This window comes from Pseudomonas sp. HMSC065H01 (assembly GCF_001815235.1).
Lineage (GTDB): Bacteria > Pseudomonadota > Gammaproteobacteria > Pseudomonadales > Pseudomonadaceae > Pseudomonas > Pseudomonas aeruginosa.
On sequence record NZ_KV819824.1, the window covers coordinates 55,920 to 74,459 of the forward strand.

At 68.4% G+C, this 18,540-nt stretch carries 16 protein-coding genes; 12 read left to right on the top strand and 4 right to left on the bottom strand.

Annotated elements, in window-relative coordinates; translation table 11 throughout:
- Nucleotides 1–154 precede the first annotated feature (154 nt).
- Both HMPREF3014_RS00650 and HMPREF3014_RS00655 read left to right on the top strand, forming a co-directional pair.
- The gene (locus HMPREF3014_RS00650) at nucleotides 155–1,888 is read left to right on the top strand and encodes an FAD-dependent oxidoreductase (RefSeq protein WP_023087517.1); all 1,734 of its coding nucleotides are present in this window, start codon (nucleotides 155–157) and stop codon (nucleotides 1,886–1,888) included.
- Nucleotides 1,889–1,943: 55 nt separating this feature from the next.
- Entirely contained in the window at nucleotides 1,944–2,945 is a 1,002-nt protein-coding gene (locus HMPREF3014_RS00655; RefSeq protein ID WP_003113726.1) for a DNA topoisomerase IB, read from the top strand.
- Here HMPREF3014_RS00655 and HMPREF3014_RS00660 read toward each other — a convergent pair whose 3' ends face one another.
- Both HMPREF3014_RS00660 and HMPREF3014_RS00665 read right to left on the bottom strand, forming a co-directional pair.
- On the bottom strand, nucleotides 2,946–3,239 hold the full coding sequence (locus HMPREF3014_RS00660; protein ID WP_003113727.1) for an inner centromere protein: 294 nt from the start codon (nucleotides 3,237–3,239) through the stop codon (nucleotides 2,946–2,948).
- Between the two features lie 71 nt (nucleotides 3,240–3,310).
- Nucleotides 3,311–3,772 carry an Lrp/AsnC family transcriptional regulator gene (locus HMPREF3014_RS00665; RefSeq protein ID WP_003089245.1) on the bottom strand — a complete coding sequence of 154 codons (462 nt, stop codon included), beginning with the start codon at nucleotides 3,770–3,772 and terminating at the stop codon, nucleotides 3,311–3,313.
- Between the two features lie 309 nt (nucleotides 3,773–4,081).
- Here HMPREF3014_RS00665 and HMPREF3014_RS00670 point away from each other — a divergent pair, with 309 nt between their 5' ends.
- From HMPREF3014_RS00670 to lpdA, 4 genes are read left to right on the top strand one after another with little or no spacing between them, the layout of a single operon-like run.
- Complete coding sequence (locus HMPREF3014_RS00670; RefSeq protein ID WP_003111886.1) at nucleotides 4,082–5,314, top strand: 3-methyl-2-oxobutanoate dehydrogenase (2-methylpropanoyl-transferring) subunit alpha; 1,233 nt, start codon at nucleotides 4,082–4,084, stop codon at nucleotides 5,312–5,314.
- The gene (locus tag HMPREF3014_RS00675; RefSeq protein WP_003089248.1) at nucleotides 5,311–6,363 is read left to right on the top strand and encodes an alpha-ketoacid dehydrogenase subunit beta; all 1,053 of its coding nucleotides are present in this window, start codon (nucleotides 5,311–5,313) and stop codon (nucleotides 6,361–6,363) included. Before HMPREF3014_RS00670 ends, HMPREF3014_RS00675 begins: the two co-directional genes overlap by 4 nt.
- Entirely contained in the window at nucleotides 6,364–7,650 is a 1,287-nt protein-coding gene (locus HMPREF3014_RS00680; protein WP_003124668.1) for a dihydrolipoamide acetyltransferase family protein, read from the top strand.
- 3 nt (nucleotides 7,651–7,653) lie between these two features.
- Nucleotides 7,654–9,048, top strand: coding sequence for a dihydrolipoyl dehydrogenase (gene lpdA / locus HMPREF3014_RS00685; RefSeq protein WP_003144146.1), 1,395 nt, complete (start codon nucleotides 7,654–7,656; stop codon nucleotides 9,046–9,048).
- A gap of 131 nt (nucleotides 9,049–9,179) precedes the next feature.
- On the opposite strand, the gene HMPREF3014_RS00690 is transcribed toward lpdA, so the two are convergent.
- On the bottom strand, nucleotides 9,180–9,998 hold the full coding sequence (locus HMPREF3014_RS00690; RefSeq protein WP_003117809.1) for a transcriptional regulator: 819 nt from the start codon (nucleotides 9,996–9,998) through the stop codon (nucleotides 9,180–9,182).
- Between the two features lie 168 nt (nucleotides 9,999–10,166).
- On the opposite strand from HMPREF3014_RS00690, the gene HMPREF3014_RS00695 reads away from it, so the two are divergent.
- From HMPREF3014_RS00695 to pvcD, 6 genes are all read left to right on the top strand, one after another.
- Entirely contained in the window at nucleotides 10,167–11,612 is a 1,446-nt protein-coding gene (locus HMPREF3014_RS00695) for an alanine/glycine:cation symporter family protein (RefSeq protein ID WP_003113731.1), read from the top strand.
- 99 nt (nucleotides 11,613–11,711) lie between these two features.
- Complete coding sequence (locus tag HMPREF3014_RS00700) at nucleotides 11,712–12,698, top strand: asparaginase (protein ID WP_003113732.1); 987 nt, start codon at nucleotides 11,712–11,714, stop codon at nucleotides 12,696–12,698.
- Nucleotides 12,699–12,912: 214 nt separating this feature from the next.
- Nucleotides 12,913–13,899: a paerucumarin biosynthesis protein PvcA gene (gene pvcA, locus HMPREF3014_RS00705; protein WP_003089256.1), complete on the top strand. Its 987-nt coding sequence runs from the start codon at nucleotides 12,913–12,915 to the stop codon at nucleotides 13,897–13,899.
- A gap of 17 nt (nucleotides 13,900–13,916) precedes the next feature.
- Complete coding sequence (gene pvcB / locus HMPREF3014_RS00710) at nucleotides 13,917–14,792, top strand: paerucumarin biosynthesis oxygenase PvcB (protein WP_003122753.1); 876 nt, start codon at nucleotides 13,917–13,919, stop codon at nucleotides 14,790–14,792.
- A gap of 51 nt (nucleotides 14,793–14,843) precedes the next feature.
- On the top strand, nucleotides 14,844–16,346 hold the full coding sequence (gene pvcC / locus HMPREF3014_RS00715) for a paerucumarin biosynthesis protein PvcC (RefSeq protein WP_003089259.1): 1,503 nt from the start codon (nucleotides 14,844–14,846) through the stop codon (nucleotides 16,344–16,346).
- On the top strand, nucleotides 16,339–16,986 hold the full coding sequence (gene pvcD, locus HMPREF3014_RS00720) for a paerucumarin biosynthesis heme-binding protein PvcD (RefSeq protein ID WP_023087516.1): 648 nt from the start codon (nucleotides 16,339–16,341) through the stop codon (nucleotides 16,984–16,986). Before pvcC ends, pvcD begins: the two co-directional genes overlap by 8 nt.
- A 105-nt stretch (nucleotides 16,987–17,091) precedes the next feature.
- On the opposite strand, the gene ptxR is transcribed toward pvcD, so the two are convergent.
- On the bottom strand, nucleotides 17,092–18,030 hold the full coding sequence (gene ptxR / locus HMPREF3014_RS00725; RefSeq protein WP_003089264.1) for an HTH-type transcriptional regulator PtxR: 939 nt from the start codon (nucleotides 18,028–18,030) through the stop codon (nucleotides 17,092–17,094).
- Nucleotides 18,031–18,540: the final 510 nt, after the last annotated feature.

The window sequence follows — 18,540 nt, forward strand, 5'->3', positions numbered from 1 at the left end:
TTCCCCTCCCGTCTCCCTTTTCCCTGACGGGCGGCCGACCTCGCTTCGACCTGGCCGATGATCGCCCGCTCCTTTCGCTGAGCGGGTTGGTACGCGGGCATTGCCTCCCTAGAATATGGAACATCGTTCCGAAATCTTTAAAAAGGGAGAAGCCATGACCTCTGCGGCCGTCGAGACCACCCCGCTAACCTGTGACGTGCTGGTCGTCGGCTCCGGCGCCGCCGGGCTGGCGGCGGCGGTGACCGCGGCCTGGCACGGGCGCCGGGTAGTCCTGGTGGAGAAGGACCCGGTGTTCGGCGGCGCCAGCGCCTGGTCCGGCGGCTGGGCCTGGTTGCCGCGCAACCCGCTGGCGCGTCGCGCCGGTATCGAGGAGGATATCGAGCAACCGCGTACCTACCTGCGCCACGAACTGGGCGAGCGTTACGACGCCGCGCGGATCGACGCCTTCCTCGAAGCCTGCCCGCACATGGTGGCCTTCTTCGAGCGCCACACCCACCTGCGGTTCGTCGACGGCAACGGCATCCCGGACATGCATGGCGACACGCCGGGCGCCGCCGAGGGCGGCCACCAGTTGGTCGCCGCGCCCTATGACGCACGGCAACTGGGCCCGCTGCTGCCGCGCCTGCGCAAGACCCTGCGGGAGACCTCGTTCATGGGCATGCCGATCATGGCCGGCGCCGACCTCGCCGCCTTCCTCGACCTGACCCGCTCGCTGCCGGCCTTCCTGCATGTCGCCCGGCGCTTTTCCAGCCACCTCTGGCACCTGCTGCGCTACGGTCGCGCCATGCACCTGGTCAATGGCGTGGCCCTGGTAGCGCGCCTGGCCAAGTCCGCCGAAGCCCTGGGTGTGCGCCTGATCGAATCGGCGCCAGCCCGCGAACTGCTGCTGCGTGACGGCAAGGTGGTCGGCGCGCTGGTCGAGAGCGCCGAGGGACTCCTGCGCATCGAGGCAGGCGCCGTGGTCCTGGCCTGCGGCGGCTTTCCCCATGATCCGCAGCGCCGCGCCGAGCTGGCCCCCACCCTGGACACCCTGCTGCCGCTGCCGCCGCCGGGCTGCAACGGCGACGGCTTGCGCCTGGGGGAAAGCGCCGGCGGCCGGGTGGCCGACGACCTGCGCTCGCCGATCGCCTGGGCGCCGGTCTCGCGAGTTCCCCACCGCGATGGCGAGACCGGGCACTTCCCGCACATCATCGAGCGCGGCAAGCCCGGGGTGATCGGCGTGCTGGCCAACGGCAGGCGCTTCGTCAATGAGGCGCACGGTTACCACGACTATGTCGCCGCCCTGCTCGAGGCCACCCCGCCCGGGCAGCCGGCACGCTCCTGGCTGGTCTGCGACCGGCGCTTCCTGCGTCGCTACGGCCTCGGCTACGTGCGTCCGGCGCCGCTGCCGATCGCCGCGCACCTGCGCAGCGGCTATCTCAAGCGCGGGACCAGCCTGGATCAGTTGGCAAGGAGCTGCGGCATCGACCCGTCCGGCCTGGCCGCCACCGTCGCCGAATACAACCGCCACGCCCGCGAGGGCCGCGACCCAGAGTTCGGCCGCGGCGGCACGGCATTCAACCGCAAGCAGGGCGACCCGGCGTATCCGGGGCCGAATCCCTGCGTCGCCCCCATCGAACGCGGACCGTACTACGCGGTGCAGGTCGAGCCCGGCTGCTTCGGCACCTTCGCCGGGCTGAAGACCGACGCCCAGGCCCGCGTGCTGGACGGCGGCGGGCAGCCGATCCCCGGCCTGTACGCGGCGGGCGCGGACATGGCGAGCCTGTTCGCCGGCCACTATCCCTCCGGCGGCATCAACCTGGGGCCGGCGCTGACCTTCGGCTACATCGCCGGCCGCCATATCGCCGGCGCCCTCGGCTACGAGCAGGAGCAAGCGCAGCGCGGTTGAACGTTCCAGCGGGCGCAACGGCCTAAACAGGCAAGCTTTCCTTCGGAACCCAAGCATGAGCGCAGCGCCACCGGATATCCCCGCCCTGCCCGCCGGCCTCTGCTACGTCGACGACCGCCAGCCGGGCATCCGTCGACGCCGGCAGGGCAAGCGCTTCGTCTATTTCGATGCCGACGGCCAGCGCATCGGCGACGCCGAGGAGATCCGCCGGCTGGACAAGCTGGCCATTCCGCCGGCCTATCGCGAGGTCTGGATCTGTCCCGACCCCAACGGCCATCTCCAGGCCACCGGCCGCGACGCCCGTGGGCGCAAGCAGTACCGCTACCACCCGCGCTGGCGCGAGGTACGCGATGCCGACAAGTACGAGCGCCTGCTGCGCTTCGGCCAGGCGCTGCCGCGGCTGCGCCGGCACATCGACGCCCAGTTGCGCCTGCCCGGCCTCGGTCGCGACAAGGTGGTGGCCCTGGCGGTTGCGCTGCTCGACGCCACCCTGATCCGCGTCGGCAACCACCGCTACGCCCGCGACAACCGCTCCTACGGTCTGACCACCCTGCGTACCCGGCACGTGGACGTGAACGGCAGTCGCATCCGGTTCCGCTTCAAGGGCAAGAGCGGCATCGAGCATGACGTCAGCCTGGAGCATCCGCGCCTGGCGCGGGTGCTGCGGCGCTGCCTGGAATTGCCCGGCCAGGACCTGTTGCAGTACCTGGACGAGGACGGCCAGCCGCACCGCATCGGCTCCCACGACATCAACGAGTACCTGCGCCGGCATACCGGCGAGGATTTCAGCGCCAAGGACTACCGTACCTGGGCCGGCAGCGCGCTGGCGCTGGAGCGCCTGCGGCGTGCCGAAGCCGACGGGCTTGGCGCGGTGGTGGCGGAGGTCGCCGCCGAATTGGGCAACAGCGTGGCGATCTGCCGGCAATGCTACATCCACCCGGCGATCATCGAGGCCTACCAGGCCGGGCAACTGGGCCAGCTCAGGCGCGCCCGCAAGCGCCGCTGGCTGAGTGCCGAGGAAGCGACCCTGCTGGCCTTCCTCGACACGCCCGGCTGATCAGTTGCCCGGGTGCGGATCGATGCCGTGCCGGCGCAGCAGGCCGAGCAGGCGGCCAATCTCGGTCTGGCAGGCTTCCAACTCCTTGCGCAGGGTGTGTTCGCGGCGCTGCTGCTCCAGCTTCACGCGTTCGAGTTCGGCGCGCGCCTCACGGCGGATCTGCCGCTCGCGCTCCTTGTCGGAATGCTCGGCGCCGAGGGCCTCTTCGGCCTTGCGCGCGCGGTATTCGCGCATCCGCTGGGCGGCCGACTTGGCCTTGCCGCTCGGCTTGGGCCCGGGTTTGCTGGCTTTCATGAACGCCTCCATCTGCGTAACGTTACGCAATTAGAATAGCGTAACGTTACGCAGATAGACAGGGTCTATGCTTAGAGCGGCGGGGCCGAGCGCAGCATCACCGACTTCAGCGCGAAGGCCGACTTGATGCCAGCCACGCCGGGAATGCAGGTCAGGGTATTGGTGAGGAACGCCTGGTAGGCGGCGAGATCCTTGACCACAACCCGCAGCATGTAGTCCGCATCGCCGGTCATCTGGAAACAGCTCATGACCTGCGGCGCATCGACGATGCGTTCCTCGAAGCGAGCGAGGTAGTCGCCGGTCTGCTTTTCCAGGGACACCGAGACGAACACGCTCATCGCCCCGGACAGGCGCTCCTCGTCGAGCCGGGCGAAGTAGCCCTGGATGTAGTGTTCCTCTTCCAGGCGGCGTACCCGGCGCAGCGTCGGCGTCAGCGACAGGCCGACCTTCTGGGCGAGATCGCGCCAGCTCAGGCGGCCGTCGTCGGCCAGGGCACGGAGGATTTTCAGGTCGATGCGGTCGAGTTCAGCCATGGTGCGTTGTTTCTCTTGTTAGCAATTCTTGTAGTTCAAACAACCCAATACTGCCGGAATACCTTAGTCAATTTGGAGCAAAAAACTAGCACCCGAAGCCTATACTGAAATTACAAAAACAAAACCCGAGGGCCTCACCATGAGTGACGTCACCCAGTACGACCGCGCCTGCCGTACCCCGGCATGCCTGCAACCCGCCCCCACCCACAGGACGGGAACCCGCCATCCGCCCAGTCCGCCGCTTCGAGCGCCGTTCGCCCGTTTCTGATCTCTCCAACCGTTTGGCCCGGACCGGGCCGGAGGCCTGTCATGAGTGATTACGAGCCGTTGCGTCTGCATGTCCCGGAGCCCACCGGGCGTCCTGGCTGCAAGACCGACTTTTCCTATCTGCACCTGTCCCCCGCCGGCGAGGTACGCAAGCCGCCGGTGGATGTCGAGCCCGCCGAGACCAGCGACCTGGCCTACAGCCTGGTACGCGTGCTCGACGACGACGGCCACGCCGTCGGTCCCTGGAATCCGCAGCTCAGCAACGAACAACTGCTGCGCGGCATGCGGGCGATGCTCAAGACCCGCCTGTTCGACGCGCGCATGCTCACCGCGCAACGGCAGAAAAAGCTTTCCTTCTATATGCAATGCCTCGGCGAGGAAGCCATCGCCACCGCCCACACCCTGGCCCTGCGCGACGGCGACATGTGCTTCCCGACCTATCGCCAGCAAGGCATCCTGATCACCCGCGAATACCCGCTGGTGGACATGATCTGCCAGCTTCTCTCCAACGAGGCCGACCCGCTCAAGGGCCGCCAGCTGCCGATCATGTACTCGAGCAAGGAGGCCGGTTTCTTCTCCATCTCCGGCAACCTCGCCACCCAGTTCATCCAGGCGGTCGGCTGGGGCATGGCCTCGGCGATCAAGGGCGACACGCGCATCGCCTCGGCCTGGATCGGCGACGGCGCCACCGCCGAGTCGGACTTCCACACCGCCCTCACCTTCGCCCATGTCTACCGCGCGCCGGTAATCCTCAACGTGGTCAACAACCAGTGGGCGATCTCCACCTTCCAGGCCATCGCCGGCGGCGAAGGCACCACCTTCGCCAACCGTGGCGTGGGCTGCGGGATCGCCTCGCTGCGGGTCGACGGCAATGACTTCCTGGCGGTCTACGCCGCCTCCGAGTGGGCCGCCGAGCGCGCCCGGCGCAACCTCGGGCCGAGCCTGATCGAATGGGTCACCTACCGCGCCGGCCCGCACTCGACTTCGGACGACCCGTCCAAGTACCGCCCCGCCGACGACTGGACCAACTTCCCGCTGGGCGACCCGATCGCCCGCCTGAAGCGGCACATGATCGGCCTCGGCATCTGGTCGGAGGAACAGCACGAAGCCACCCACAAGGCCCTCGAAGCCGAAGTACTGGCCGCGCAGAAACAGGCGGAGAGCCATGGCACCCTGATCGACGGCCGGGTGCCGAGCGCCGCCAGCATGTTCGAGGACGTCTATGCAGAACTGCCGGAGCACCTGCGCCGGCAACGCCAGGAGCTCGGGGTATGAATGCCATGAACCCGCAACACGAGAACGCCCAGACGGTCACCAGCATGACCATGATCCAGGCGCTGCGCTCGGCGATGGACATCATGCTCGAGCGCGACGACGACGTGGTGGTATTCGGCCAGGACGTCGGCTACTTCGGCGGCGTGTTCCGCTGCACCGAAGGCCTGCAGAAGAAATACGGCACCTCGCGGGTGTTCGATGCGCCGATCTCCGAGAGCGGCATCATCGGCGCCGCGGTCGGCATGGGTGCCTACGGCCTGCGCCCGGTGGTGGAGATCCAGTTCGCCGACTACGTCTACCCGGCCTCCGACCAGTTGATCTCCGAGGCGGCGCGCCTGCGCTATCGCTCGGCCGGCGACTTCATCGTGCCGATGACCGTACGCATGCCCTGTGGCGGCGGCATCTACGGCGGGCAGACGCACAGCCAGAGCCCGGAGGCGATGTTCACCCAGGTCTGCGGCCTGCGCACGGTGATGCCGTCCAACCCCTACGACGCCAAGGGCCTGCTGATCGCCTGCATCGAGAACGACGACCCGGTGATCTTCCTCGAGCCCAAGCGCCTCTACAACGGCCCGTTCGATGGCCACCACGACCGCCCGGTGACGCCCTGGTCCAAGCATCCGGCCAGCCAGGTGCCGGACGGCTACTACAAGGTGCCGCTGGACAAGGCGGCGATCGTCCGCCCCGGCGCGGCGCTGACCGTGCTGACCTACGGCACCATGGTCTACGTGGCCCAGGCCGCGGCCGACGAGACCGGCCTGGACGCCGAGATCATCGACCTGCGCAGCCTCTGGCCGCTGGACCTGGAAACCATCGTCGCCTCGGTGAAGAAGACCGGCCGCTGCGTCATCGCCCACGAGGCGACCCGCACCTGCGGGTTCGGCGCCGAGCTGATGTCGCTGGTGCAGGAGCATTGCTTCCACCACCTGGAGGCGCCGATAGAGCGCGTCACCGGTTGGGACACCCCCTACCCGCATGCCCAGGAGTGGGCGTATTTCCCCGGCCCCGCGCGCGTCGGCGCGGCATTCAAGCGTGTGATGGAGGTCTGAATGGGTACCCATGTGATCAAGATGCCGGACATCGGGGAAGGCATCGCCGAGGTCGAACTGGTGGAGTGGCATGTCCAGGTCGGCGACTCGGTCAATGAAGACCAGGTCCTCGCCGAGGTGATGACCGACAAGGCCACGGTGGAGATTCCCTCGCCGGTGGCCGGACGCATCCTCGCCCTCGGCGGCCAGCCGGGCCAGGTGATGGCGGTGGGCGGCGAACTGATCCGCCTGGAGGTGGAAGGTGCCGGCAACCTCGCCGAGAGTCCGGCCGCGGCGACGCCGGCCGCGCCCGTCGCCGCCACCCCGGAGAAACCGAAGGAAGCCCCGGTCGCGGCGCCGAAAGCCGCCGCCGAAGCGCCGCGCGCCTTGCGCGACAGCGAGGCGCCACGGCAGCGGCGCCAGCCCGGCGAACGCCCGCTGGCCTCCCCCGCGGTGCGCCAGCGCGCCCGCGACCTGGGCATCGAGTTGCAGTTCGTGCAGGGCAGCGGTCCCGCCGGACGCGTCCTCCACGAGGACCTCGATGCCTACCTGACCCAGGATGGCAGCGTCGCGCGCAGCGGCGCCGCCGCGCAGGGGTATGCCGAGCGACACGACGAACAGGCGGTGCCGGTGATCGGCCTGCGTCGCAAGATCGCCCAGAAGATGCAGGACGCCAAGCGACGCATCCCGCATTTCAGCTATGTCGAGGAAATCGACGTCACCGATCTGGAAGCCCTGCGCGCCCATCTCAACCAGAAATGGGGTGGCCAGCGCGGCAAGCTGACCCTGCTGCCGTTCCTGGTCCGCGCCATGGTCGTGGCGCTGCGCGACTTCCCGCAGTTGAACGCGCGCTACGACGACGAGGCCGAGGTGGTCACCCGCTACGGCGCGGTGCACGTCGGCATCGCCACCCAGAGCGACAACGGCCTGATGGTGCCGGTGCTGCGCCACGCCGAATCGCGCGACCTCTGGGGCAACGCCAGCGAAGTGGCGCGCCTGGCCGAAGCCGCACGCAGCGGCAAGGCGCAACGCCAGGAGCTGTCCGGCTCGACCATCACCCTGAGCAGCCTCGGCGCGCTCGGCGGGATCGTCAGCACACCGGTGATCAACCATCCGGAGGTGGCCATCGTCGGCGTCAACCGCATCGTCGAGCGACCGATGGTGGTCGGCGGCAACATCGTCGTGCGCAAGATGATGAACCTCTCCTCCTCCTTCGACCACCGGGTCGTCGACGGGATGGACGCGGCGGCCTTCATCCAGGCCGTGCGCGGCCTGCTCGAACATCCCGCCACCCTGTTCCTGGAGTAAGCGATGAGCCAGATCCTGAAGACTTCCCTGCTGATCGTCGGCGGCGGTCCCGGCGGCTACGTCGCGGCGATCCGTGCCGGGCAACTGGGCATTCCCACCGTACTGGTGGAGGGCGCCGCCCTCGGCGGCACCTGCCTGAACGTCGGCTGCATCCCGTCGAAGGCGCTGATCCACGCCGCCGAGGAATACCTCAAGGCCCGCCACTATGCCGGCCGGTCGGCGCTGGGCATCCAGGTACAGGCGCCGAGCATCGACATCGCCCGCACCGTGGAATGGAAGGACGCCATCGTCGACCGCCTCACCAGCGGCGTCGCCGCGCTGCTGAAGAAACACGGGGTCGATGTCGTCCAGGGCTGGGCGAGGATCCTCGACGGCAAAAGCGTGGCGGTCGAACTCGCCGGCGGCGGCAGCCAGCGCATCGAGTGCGAGCACCTGCTGCTGGCCGCCGGCTCGCAGAGCGTCGAGCTACCGATCCTGCCGCTGGGCGGCAAGGTGATCTCCTCCACCGAGGCGCTGGCGCCCGGCAGCCTGCCCAAGCGCCTGGTGGTGGTCGGCGGCGGCTACATCGGCCTGGAGCTGGGTACCGCCTACCGCAAGCTCGGCGTCGAGGTGGCGGTGGTGGAAGCGCAACCACGCATCCTGCCGGGCTACGACGAAGAACTGACCAAGCCGGTGGCCCAGGCCTTGCGCAGGCTGGGCGTCGAGCTGTACCTCGGGCACAGCCTGCTGGGCCCGAGCGAGAACGGCGTGCGGGTCCGCGACGGCGCCGGCGAGGAGCGCGAGATCGCCGCCGACCAGGTACTGGTGGCGGTCGGCCGCAAGCCGCGCAGCGAAGGCTGGAACCTGGAAAGCCTGGGCCTGGACATGAACGGCCGGGCGGTGAAGGTCGACGACCAGTGCCGCACCTCGATGCGCAATGTCTGGGCCATAGGCGATCTCGCCGGCGAGCCGATGCTCGCGCACCGGGCCATGGCCCAGGGCGAGATGGTCGCCGAGCTGATCGCCGGCAAGCGTCGCCAGTTCGCCCCGGTGGCGATCCCCGCGGTGTGCTTCACCGATCCGGAAGTGGTGGTCGCCGGGTTGTCCCCGGAGCAGGCGAAGGATGCCGGCCTGGACTGCCTGGTGGCGAGTTTCCCGTTCGCCGCCAACGGCCGCGCCATGACCCTGGAGGCCAACGAAGGCTTCGTCCGCGTGGTGGCGCGTCGCGACAACCACCTGGTCGTCGGCTGGCAGGCGGTGGGCAAGGCGGTCTCGGAACTGTCCACGGCCTTCGCCCAGTCGCTGGAGATGGGCGCCCGCCTGGAAGACATCGCCGGCACCATCCACGCCCATCCGACCCTCGGCGAAGCGGTCCAGGAAGCCGCCCTGCGCGCGCTGGGACACGCCCTGCACATCTGATTCCCGCGAACCTCGGTAGCCGGCCAACCACCGGCGCACATTACCCCCTTGCCCGTCGGGCAAGGGGGCTTTTTTCGTGGCCGCGAACCAGGTCGTCAGCAGGTCTCACCGCCCTGCGCGATCCCCGCCCCTCACTCCGTCTCCAGCAACCCATGCCGCAAGCTCCCCGCCGCCAGGCGCTGGCGAATATCCTCGTCGATCCGCGGATCGTCCGGGCGGTACAGGCGCACCTGGCGGTAGGCGTTGATCCGGTTGATTTCCGCACCGAGGTACTCCCAGACCACCCGGCTGCATGCCGGGGTCCGCCGGTCACCGCTGGAAACGCCCATCTTCAGGCCGTTCAGGCGGGTGATACGGCTCTTGAAACTGGGAATGAGGATGGTCTGGCTCATCTCGTTGAGAGTCAGCGACTCGTAGTCGATCAGGAACACCCGGTCCTGCAACTGGAAGGCCGCGCCGAGATAGCGGCAACGCGCCCACTCCTCCGCCTGCACGTCGGTACTGCTGGTGCGCTCCTGGCGTTCCTGGCGCTCGAAGAGGAACACGCCGTCCTCCTCGTAGAGATGCACCAGGGAGAGCAGGATGCTGCCTGGCACCGACATGCAGTTGGCATATTCGAAGTAGTAGCCGCAGTAGCGGCCCAGGTCGCCGGCCTCGGCGCGCAGCGGTTGTAGCAGCCGCAACAGCGGGTCGTTGCTGGGCTGGCGCGGCTGGGCGCTGGTGCGGGCGCCGATCAGGCGGGCGAACTGCTCGGGCGGCAAGCCCAGCTCGTAGTCCTCGACGCCGAAGAAGTCGCCGATCCGCTTGCGGTTGTACGGCGTCGGCTGGCTCTGGCCGCTGAGGTACTTGTTGAACTGTGCGCGATTGATCGCCAATTGCCGGCAAACCTCGGAAATCGAGCGATAATGGCTGCAAAGCAGCTTGAGATTGGCGCCCAGGTGCTCGGACATCGATGGCTCCAAAACTGATGCTATGGACGCGATTCTAGCATCAGGTCGCATCAAGCAGGAGCAACCCGCGAAATTGTAACCAGGTGCGTCATGGCCAACCATGCGCCGCGCACCAAGGCGCTGCCGCAGCGCACGCCGGTACCAGAATAAGAACCGAGGTAGACCTCCATGCTTGAAATGCTCAACGATTTCCTTTCCGGAAAAGTCCTCATCGTCCTGATCGTCGGCCTGGGTGCCTACTTCACGATCCGTTCGCGTTTCGTCCAGTTCCGCCACTTCGGCCACATGTTCGGCGTATTCAGGGAATCGCTGCGCGGCCAGGCCGGCCAGCTCAGTTCCTTCCAGGCCCTGATGCTGAGCCTCGCCGGCCGGGTCGGCGCCGGCAACATCGCCGGGGTCGGCATCGCCGTGACCCTCGGCGGTCCGGGGGCGGTGTTCTGGATGTGGGTCACCGCGCTGGTCGGCATGTCCAGCAGCTTCTTCGAATGCACCCTGGCCCAGGTCTACAAGCGCAGCGACGGCGACGGCCTGTATCGCGGCGGCCCGTCCTACTACATCCAGCACGGCCTGAAGCTGCGCTCGATGGCGGTGGTCTTCGCGGTACTCCTGCTGGTGACCTACGGCTTCGCCTTCAACGGCCTGCAGTCCTACACCGTCACCCATTCGCTGCAGAACGCCTTCGGCTTCGCCCCGCAGCACACCGGGATCGCCCTGGCGGTGCTGCTCGGCGTGGTCTTCATCGGCGGCATCAAGCGCATCGCCGCGGTCTCCGACCTGCTGGTGCCGATCAAGACCCTGGCCTACATCGGCGTCACCCTGTACGTCATCGCCAGCCAGATCGAGCACGTCCCGGCAATGCTGGAAACCATCGTCAAGAGCGCCTTCGGCCTAGACCCGGCGTTCGGCGGCCTGCTCGGCAGCGCCATCGTGATGGGCGTCAAGCGTGGCGTCTTCGCCAACGAGGCCGGCCTGGGCAGCGCGCCGAACGTCGCCGCGGTCGCCGCCGTGCGCCATCCGGCGGCACAGGGCGTGGTCCAGGCCTTCAGCGTGTTCCTCGACACCTTCGTGATCTGCACCTGCACCGCCCTGCTGATCCTGCTCTCGGGCTTCTACACCCCGGGCTTCGAAGGCGACGGCATCGTCCTCACCCAGAACTCCCTGGCCGCGGTGGTCGGCGACTGGGGCCGGGTGTTCGTCAGCGTGGCCCTGTCGCTGTTCGTCTTCACCTGCATCCTCTACAACTTCTACCTGGGCGAGAACAGCCTGCAGTTCCTCAGCCGCAACCGCCTGGTGCTGATCGGCTACCGCGCGCTGGTGCTGGCCCTGGTGGTCTGGGGCTCGGTGCAGGACCTGTCCACCGTGTTCGCCTTCGCCGACATCACCATGACCTGCCTGGCCTTCGTCAACCTGATGGCCCTGGCCCTGCTGTTCAAGGTCGGCCTGCGGGTGATGCGCGACTATGACGTGCAGCGCCGCGCCGGGATCAAGCAACCGGTGTTCGACTCGGCGCAGTTCGCCGACCTCGACCTGGACCGCGAAGCCTGGCCCGCCGGCCAGCGCGCCGAGCCCCCGGCGCAGGCGGACGCCGAGCCGCTGCCGAGCGGCAATCGCTGAGTCTTGCGCAGGCGCCCTCCCCCCGGAGCGGCGCCTGCGCCACAATGGTGTCCCCTCTTCGCACGTCCGGCGCGAAAAGGCCCGACACAAGGATTACGGATGCTCCCAGTCAAGAACCTCTTCGTGCTCTACACCGGCGGCACCATCGGCATGCTGCAGACCCCTCAGGGACTGGCTCCGGCCGGTGGCTTCGAAGCGCGCATGCGCGACCACCTGCAAAGCCTCGGCGACGCCCCGGACCTGCGCTGGCGCTTCGCCGAACTGCAACCGCCGCTGGACAGCGCCAACATGACCCAGGGCAACTGGCTGGCGATGCGCGACGCCATCGTCGCCGCGCTCGACGCCGGCCACGACGGCGTGCTGCTCCTGCACGGCACCGACACCCTGGCCTACAGCGCCGCGGCGCTGTCCTTCCTGCTCCTCGACCTGCCGATCCCGGTGCTGCTGACCGGCTCCATGCTGCCGGCCGGCGCGCCGGGCAGCGATGCCTGGGACAACCTGGTCGGCGCCCTGCGCGTCCTCCAGGAGGGCCACGCGCGCGGCGTACAGGTCTATTTCAACGATGCCCTGCTGCACGGCGCGCGAGTCAGCAAGCTGCGCAGCGACGCGTTCGACGCCTTCGCCGAACTGCCGCGACCGCGCCACGCCGAGCATGCGCCGGTGCCTGCGGCGCTCGGCTACCGCCAGCCGCGCCGGGAAGTGAACCTCGCCGTGCTGCCGCTCTATCCAGGGCTGCGCGCCGCGCACCTGCGCGGGCTGCTCGACAGCGGCGTGGAAGCGCTGCTGCTGGAATGCTATGGCAGCGGCACCGGCCCGTCCGACGACGAGGAGCTGCTGGCGCTGCTGCGCGAAGCCCACGCCCGCGGCGTGCTGCTCGCCGCGGTCAGCCAGTGCGCCTACGGCCAGGTCGAGTTCGGCGTCTACGCCGCCGGCAGCCGCCTGCGCGACGCCGGCCTGCTCTCGGCTGGCGGAATGACCCGCGAGGCGGCCCTGGGCAAGCTCTTCGGCCTGCTCGGCGCCGGCCTCGGACGCGACGAAGCGCAACGCTGGTTCGCCCTCGACCTGTGCGGCGAGAACGCCGACTGACCGCCCTGCGGCCGCCCGCCGGCGGCCGCTTCCTTCAGCCCTCCCCGCGATACGCGACAACACCGGCGGCCCGCCCGTGCCCGGCGCCCATCGTCAAGCTTCAGCGAACAGTGTTTCCGGCCTTCCCCGGTTTATCCCCCGGCGGCGAGTCCACAGGATGTCGCCTTCCGCTGCCGGCCCCGCCGGCATCCGCCCACAAGGAGGAAACACCTGCATGTACGCCATCGCCGAAGACACCCTTCCCGCACGCGTATTGAAAGAACTGTTGCTCTATCGCCGCCGTTACCCCGAGCATCGCCAGAGCGCCAGCGAAGCGGACGAGATCCGCCGCATCGAACAGGTCCAGTTGCCGCGCATCGCCGCCTTCATCGAAGCCGGCGAGCCCATCGAATTCGTCCTGCCGGCGTTTCCGGCCAAGTCGCCGAACCCCGGCAAGGTTCTCGACAGCCGTCCGGACATGGCCGAGCGCCTGTCGCTGTCGTTCCTCAACCACCTGTGCCAGCGCATCCAGCTGTTCTATGCACCGGGCGCGAAGATCACCGTCTGCTCCGACGGCCGGGTGTTCGGCGACCTGGTGAGGATCGGCGATGCGCACATCAGCGCCTACCAGGATGCCTTGCGCCTGATGATCGAGGAGATCGGCGCCACCCATATCGGTGTGTTCAACCTGGAGGACGTACGCGCCTTCGAGGCCCAGCGCGACAACCACGAGCAGCTCCGCCAGTTGCTGATCGACGGCTACGCCGAGCCGCTGGAAAGCATCCGCGAGACCCTGCTGGCCAGCGAAGAAGGCCTGCTGCTGTACCGCGCCATCACCCGTTTCCTCTACGAGGACGGCCTGACCCCCGACTACCAGGGCTCGAAGACTGCCCTGCAACGCGACGCCAAGGAGCGCGCCTACGGGGTGATCCAGCGCAGCTGGGCCTGGGGCGCGCTGCTGGCCGACCAGTTCCCCCGCGCGATCCGCCTGTCCATCCATCCGCAGCCGGCGGACAGTCTGAAGTTCGGCATCCACATGATGCCGACCCGCGACGACTGGCTGACGCCCTGGCACGGCGTGGCGGTGAACACCGAGGACCGCTTCGTGCTGATGAAGCGCAGCGAGGTGCTGGAACTCGGCGGCGAGCTGGTGCAGATCAACGGCCAGCCCAGTCACTACCGCCTGCCGGCCAGGGCCGCCCGGCGCGCCGCCGTGGCCTGAGCCCGAGGAGCCAGACGATGAACGCCTATCTCAGCGATCAACCGGTACGTCTCTCGCCGCTGCGCGACGAACAGGGCAACCAGCCGCGCTTCGGCCTGCTGCTGGAGCCCGGCCGCCCCGGCATGCACGTCGGCGAGCTGCCGGCGCAGTGGCTCAAGGGCCTGGCTCGCAGCCACCACCTGCTGCTCCTGCGCGGCTTCGCCGCCTTCGCCGACGCCGAGAGCCTGACCCGCTACTGCCACGACTTCGGCGAAGTCATGCTGTGGCCGTTCGGCGCGGTGCTCGAGCTGGTGGAACAGGAAGGCGCCGAGGACCACATCTTCGCCAACAACTACGTGCCGCTGCACTGGGACGGCATGTACCTGGAGACGGTCCCGGAATTCCAGGTGTTCCACTGTGTCGACGCGCCCGGCGACAGCGACGGCGGCCGCACCACCTTCAGCTCGACCCCGGCGGCGCTGCAACTGGCCGACAGTAGCGAGCTGGAACTCTGGCGCCGCGCCAGCGGCCGGTACCAGCGCAGCGCGGCGCACTACAGCAGCCGCTCGGCGGCGCCGATAGTCGAGCGCCACCCGCGCCGCGAATTCCCCATCCTGCGTTTCTGCGAACCGCCGGTCGAGGGCGACGCCAGCTTCATCAACCCCTCCGAGTTCCACTACGACGGCATCGCCCCGGAACAGCGCGGCGAACTGCTCGACAGCCTGCGCCGCTGCCTGTACCACCCACAGGCGCACTACGCCCACCGCTGGCGCAGCGACGACCTGGTGATCGCCGACAACCTGACCCTGTTGCACGGTCGCGAGGCCTTCGCCCACCGCGCGCCGCGCCACCTGCGGCGGGTGCATATCCACGCCGAGCCGGCGCTGCGCAACCCGCACCTGCAGCGCGACTGACCGCCCCGCCGGCCGTGCGCGCCACGGCCGGCGTCCCGACAAGGAACCAGCATGAGCCATTCCGTCCCCAACGCGCTGATGACCGGCGCCGACTATCTCGACAGCCTGCGCGACGGTCGCCAGGTCTACCTCAACGGCGAACGGGTCGCCGACGTCACCCGGCACAGGGCGTTCCGCAACGCCTGCCGCAGTATCGCCGGGCTCTACGACGGCCTCCACGGCGAGCAGCGCGACGTCCTCACCCGGGTCGATGCCCAGGGCCGCCGCAGCCACCGCTTCTTCACCCCCGCGCAGAACGCCGAGGACCTGCTCGGCGCGCGCGAGGCGATCGGCTGCTGGTCGCGCATGACCTACGGCTTCATGGGGCGTACCCCGGACTACAAGGCGGCGTTCATGTCCGGGCTGGAGGCCGGCGCCGGCTTCTACGGCGACTACCGGCAGAACGCCTGCGCCTGGCACCGCGCCTTCGCCGACCGCGGGCTGTTCCTCAACCACGCGATCATCAATCCGCCGCTGGACCGCAGCAAGGCGATCCACGAGATGCGCGACGTGTTCGTCCACGTCGAACGCGAGACCGACCAGGGTATCGTCGTCAGCGGGGCGAAGATGCTCGCCACCGGCAGCGCCATCACCAACGCCACCTTCGTCGCCCCGGTCGCCTCGGCGCAGATGGAGGCCGGCAAGGCCGAGGACTTCGCTGTTGTGTTCTTCGCCCGCATGGACAACCCCGGCCTGCGCCTGATGTGCCGGCCATCCTACGAGGAGCGCGCGAGCAGTCCCTTCGACTATCCGCTGTCCAGCCGCTTCGACGAGAACGACAGCGTGCTGCTGTTCGACAAGGCGCTGATTCCCTGGGAGGACGTCCTGGTCTACCGCGACCTGCGCCGCGCCACCGGTTTCTATGCCGAGTCGGGCTTCGCCAACCTGTACAACTTCCAGTCCGGCATCCGCCTCGGGGTGAAGCTGGAGCTGATGATCGGCCTGCTTTCCCTCGGCGTGCGCGCCAATGGCACCCAGGGCTTCCGCGGGATACAGGCTGCCCTCGGCGAGCTGATCGCCCTGCAGCACCTGCTGCAGGCGCTGACCACCGCCATGGCCCGCGACCCGGAGCGCAACGCCGCCGGGTCGGCGGTGCCGCGCCTGGAGTACGCCAATGCCCTGCGCATCCAGGTGCCGCAGATCTGGAAGCGGGTCCGCGAGCTGCTGGAAAGCGCCCTCGGCGGCGCCCCGCTGGTCACCGTCTCGGGCGCCGCCGACCTGCGCGACGGCGAGGCGCGGCGGCTGGTGGACAGCTACTACCGCGGTGCCGAGCTGGAGCCGGAGCAGCGCCTGAAGCTGTTCAAGCTGATCTGGGACGCCACCGGCAGCGAGTTCGGCGCGCGCCACGCGGTCTATGAGAGCCATTATTCCGGCAATGCCGAGCAGATCCGCCTCGACTCGCTGGCCTGGGCCAGCCGTCGCGGGCACCTGGCCTACTGCGAGGCGATGGTCCAGCGCTGTATGGCCGACTACGACATCCACGGCTGGCTGCGGGGGCCCTGGCAGCATGACTGAGCGCAAACGCTGGCTGGCCGGCTACCTCTCGGCCCTGCTTTCCCTGCCGCTGGCCGCCGCCGTGCCGGGCCCGGACGCGCCCGCCGACCTGGCGCGCGGCAAGGCGATGGCGCAGAAAATGTGCTCGCGCTGCCACGACGACGACGGCAACGGCGGGCCGCGGCCGAACCGCAGCTACCCGAAGCTCGCCGGGCTCGACCGGGAATACCTGTACAAGCAGATCTACGACCTCAAGACCCAGCGCCGGCGCAACCCGGCCACCAACGGCCGCGGCGAGGAGCTGAGCGCGGCGGACGTGGTCAACGTCTCCGCCTGGTTCGCCGCCCAGCGCATGAGTGCCGGCGAGCAGACCCTGGCCGACCCGAGGCAACGCGAACGCGGCCGCCAGCTCTTCGAGAACGGCCTGGCGCAGCGCGGCGTACCGCCCTGCGTCACCTGCCACGGGCCCGCCGCCCAGGGCCTGGCGGCGCTGAAGGCGCCGCGCCTGGCCGGGCAATGGGCGGAATACCTGGCAACCCAGTTGCACGGCTTCCGCGACGGCAAGCGCGGCAACAGCGCGACCATGCGCGCGGTCGCCGGCGGCCTGGAGGATAGCGACATCCAGGCGCTCGCCGGCTACCTGGGCAGCCTGGGGCCGTAGGGCGAATAACCGCTCGCGGTTATCCGCCGCCTATCCACGACGTCGGCGGCGGATAACGCCGGTGGCGTTATTCGCCCTACAGCCCCCCAGCACGGATGCCCAGCCTCATTCGCTCTGCGCCAGGCGGAACGGCTCGCGACCGAGATGCTCGCGCAGCGACTCGATGAACGCCCTGACCCGCACCGGCATGTAGCGCGCCGAGGGGTACAGGGCATAGATGCCGCCCTGCGGCAGGCGCCAACCGGGCAGCAGCCGGACCAGCCGTCCGCGGGCGATCTCGCGGGCTACCAGGAAGCTCGGCAGCACGCTGACGCCGGCACCGTCGAGCACCAGGCGGTACACCGCCAGGGTGTTGTTCGCCAGCAGGCGCCCTCGGGTCTGTACCGTGGCACGCTCGCGCTGGCGTTCGAAGGTCCAGGTCCAGGGCGTGCTCAGGCGGGTATGGCCGATCCATTCGCAACGCGCCAGGTCGTGCGGCTGGAGCACCGGCGGCAGGCCGGCGAGGTATCCCGGCGTCGCCACGGCAACCTGCTGGAAGTCGCACAGCTTGCTGGCATGCAGGCCGGAGTCGCGCGGCCAGCCGATACGTACCGCGAGATCGATGCGCTGGCCGACCAGATCGCTGAACTGGTCATCGGCCAGCATTTCCACCTGGACCTTGGGAAACTGCCGGATGAACGCCGCGGAAACGCTGCTGATGTGCCACTTGACGAAGTCCTGCGGCGCGGTGATGCGCAACCGGCCACTGGGCTCGCCCTGCAGGTCGCGCACATCGGAGAGCGCGCCGTCCAGCTCGCCGAGCATGCGCTGGGCCACGCCGAACAGCAGTTCGCCGCGATCGGTAAGGGTCATGCGACGGGTGGTACGGGTCAGCAACTGGATCCCGAGGTCGGCCTCCAGGCGTCGCAACTGCTCGCTGAGTAGCGATTTCGACAAGCCCAGGGCCTCCGCCGCGGCGGTGAAGCTGTTGTGTTCGGCGACGGCGACGAAGGCATACAAGTGATTCAGGTTCAGATGATTCAATCGCTCCAGGGCGGCGCTCATCCTGTCATTCCTTAGCCGGGAAGTGGGTCCGGACGGGTCTTGTCGAAAAATCCTGCTGCGACGGAACGGCGGCATTCGACAGGACCCGCAACGATCGGTGAGCGTGATGACGCGACCGGGCGGTCAGGTCGTCGATAAAGACCGCCAGGCGCGCATAAGTTTCAGCGCGCCACCTTCGTTTTCCGATAAATGAGAACTGCTTCAGACGGTCGGCCGGGTGCTTTTCATGTCAGCGAAGCTCGCCTGATTGATCGCTTTCTACCGACAAAACCTTCTTAAAGTAGTTTCTCAAGTATTGGACAAACTTCCTTTTTATTTATGGAGATATGGCACATTCATTCCATTCGACATTAATAATTGCAAACCATCATTCGAAACGATTATTCGGTTTTCATGAACAACGTCCTGGCCTCATGCCTGGCTCGGCCCCGGTAGGCGTTTTTTTCCCGTTGACGGGCATCGGCCTTCTGGTATTTTCTGAAACCGGTTTCAACTCCTGGCATCCGCTGG

Coding starts and splice junctions, on each gene's coding strand:
- HMPREF3014_RS00650 (WP_023087517.1), top strand. CDS start 155: ATGACCTCTGCGGCCGTCGAGACCACCCCGCTAACCTGTGACGTGCTG.
- HMPREF3014_RS00655 (WP_003113726.1), top strand. CDS start 1,944: ATGAGCGCAGCGCCACCGGATATCCCCGCCCTGCCCGCCGGCCTCTGC.
- HMPREF3014_RS00660 (WP_003113727.1), bottom strand. CDS start 3,239: ATGAAAGCCAGCAAACCCGGGCCCAAGCCGAGCGGCAAGGCCAAGTCG.
- HMPREF3014_RS00665 (WP_003089245.1), bottom strand. CDS start 3,772: ATGGCTGAACTCGACCGCATCGACCTGAAAATCCTCCGTGCCCTGGCC.
- HMPREF3014_RS00670 (WP_003111886.1), top strand. CDS start 4,082: ATGAGTGATTACGAGCCGTTGCGTCTGCATGTCCCGGAGCCCACCGGG.
- HMPREF3014_RS00675 (WP_003089248.1), top strand. CDS start 5,311: ATGAATGCCATGAACCCGCAACACGAGAACGCCCAGACGGTCACCAGC.
- HMPREF3014_RS00680 (WP_003124668.1), top strand. CDS start 6,364: ATGGGTACCCATGTGATCAAGATGCCGGACATCGGGGAAGGCATCGCC.
- lpdA (WP_003144146.1), top strand. CDS start 7,654: ATGAGCCAGATCCTGAAGACTTCCCTGCTGATCGTCGGCGGCGGTCCC.
- HMPREF3014_RS00690 (WP_003117809.1), bottom strand. CDS start 9,998: ATGTCCGAGCACCTGGGCGCCAATCTCAAGCTGCTTTGCAGCCATTAT.
- HMPREF3014_RS00695 (WP_003113731.1), top strand. CDS start 10,167: ATGCTTGAAATGCTCAACGATTTCCTTTCCGGAAAAGTCCTCATCGTC.
- HMPREF3014_RS00700 (WP_003113732.1), top strand. CDS start 11,712: ATGCTCCCAGTCAAGAACCTCTTCGTGCTCTACACCGGCGGCACCATC.
- pvcA (WP_003089256.1), top strand. CDS start 12,913: ATGTACGCCATCGCCGAAGACACCCTTCCCGCACGCGTATTGAAAGAA.
- pvcB (WP_003122753.1), top strand. CDS start 13,917: ATGAACGCCTATCTCAGCGATCAACCGGTACGTCTCTCGCCGCTGCGC.
- pvcC (WP_003089259.1), top strand. CDS start 14,844: ATGAGCCATTCCGTCCCCAACGCGCTGATGACCGGCGCCGACTATCTC.
- pvcD (WP_023087516.1), top strand. CDS start 16,339: ATGACTGAGCGCAAACGCTGGCTGGCCGGCTACCTCTCGGCCCTGCTT.
- ptxR (WP_003089264.1), bottom strand. CDS start 18,030: ATGAGCGCCGCCCTGGAGCGATTGAATCATCTGAACCTGAATCACTTG.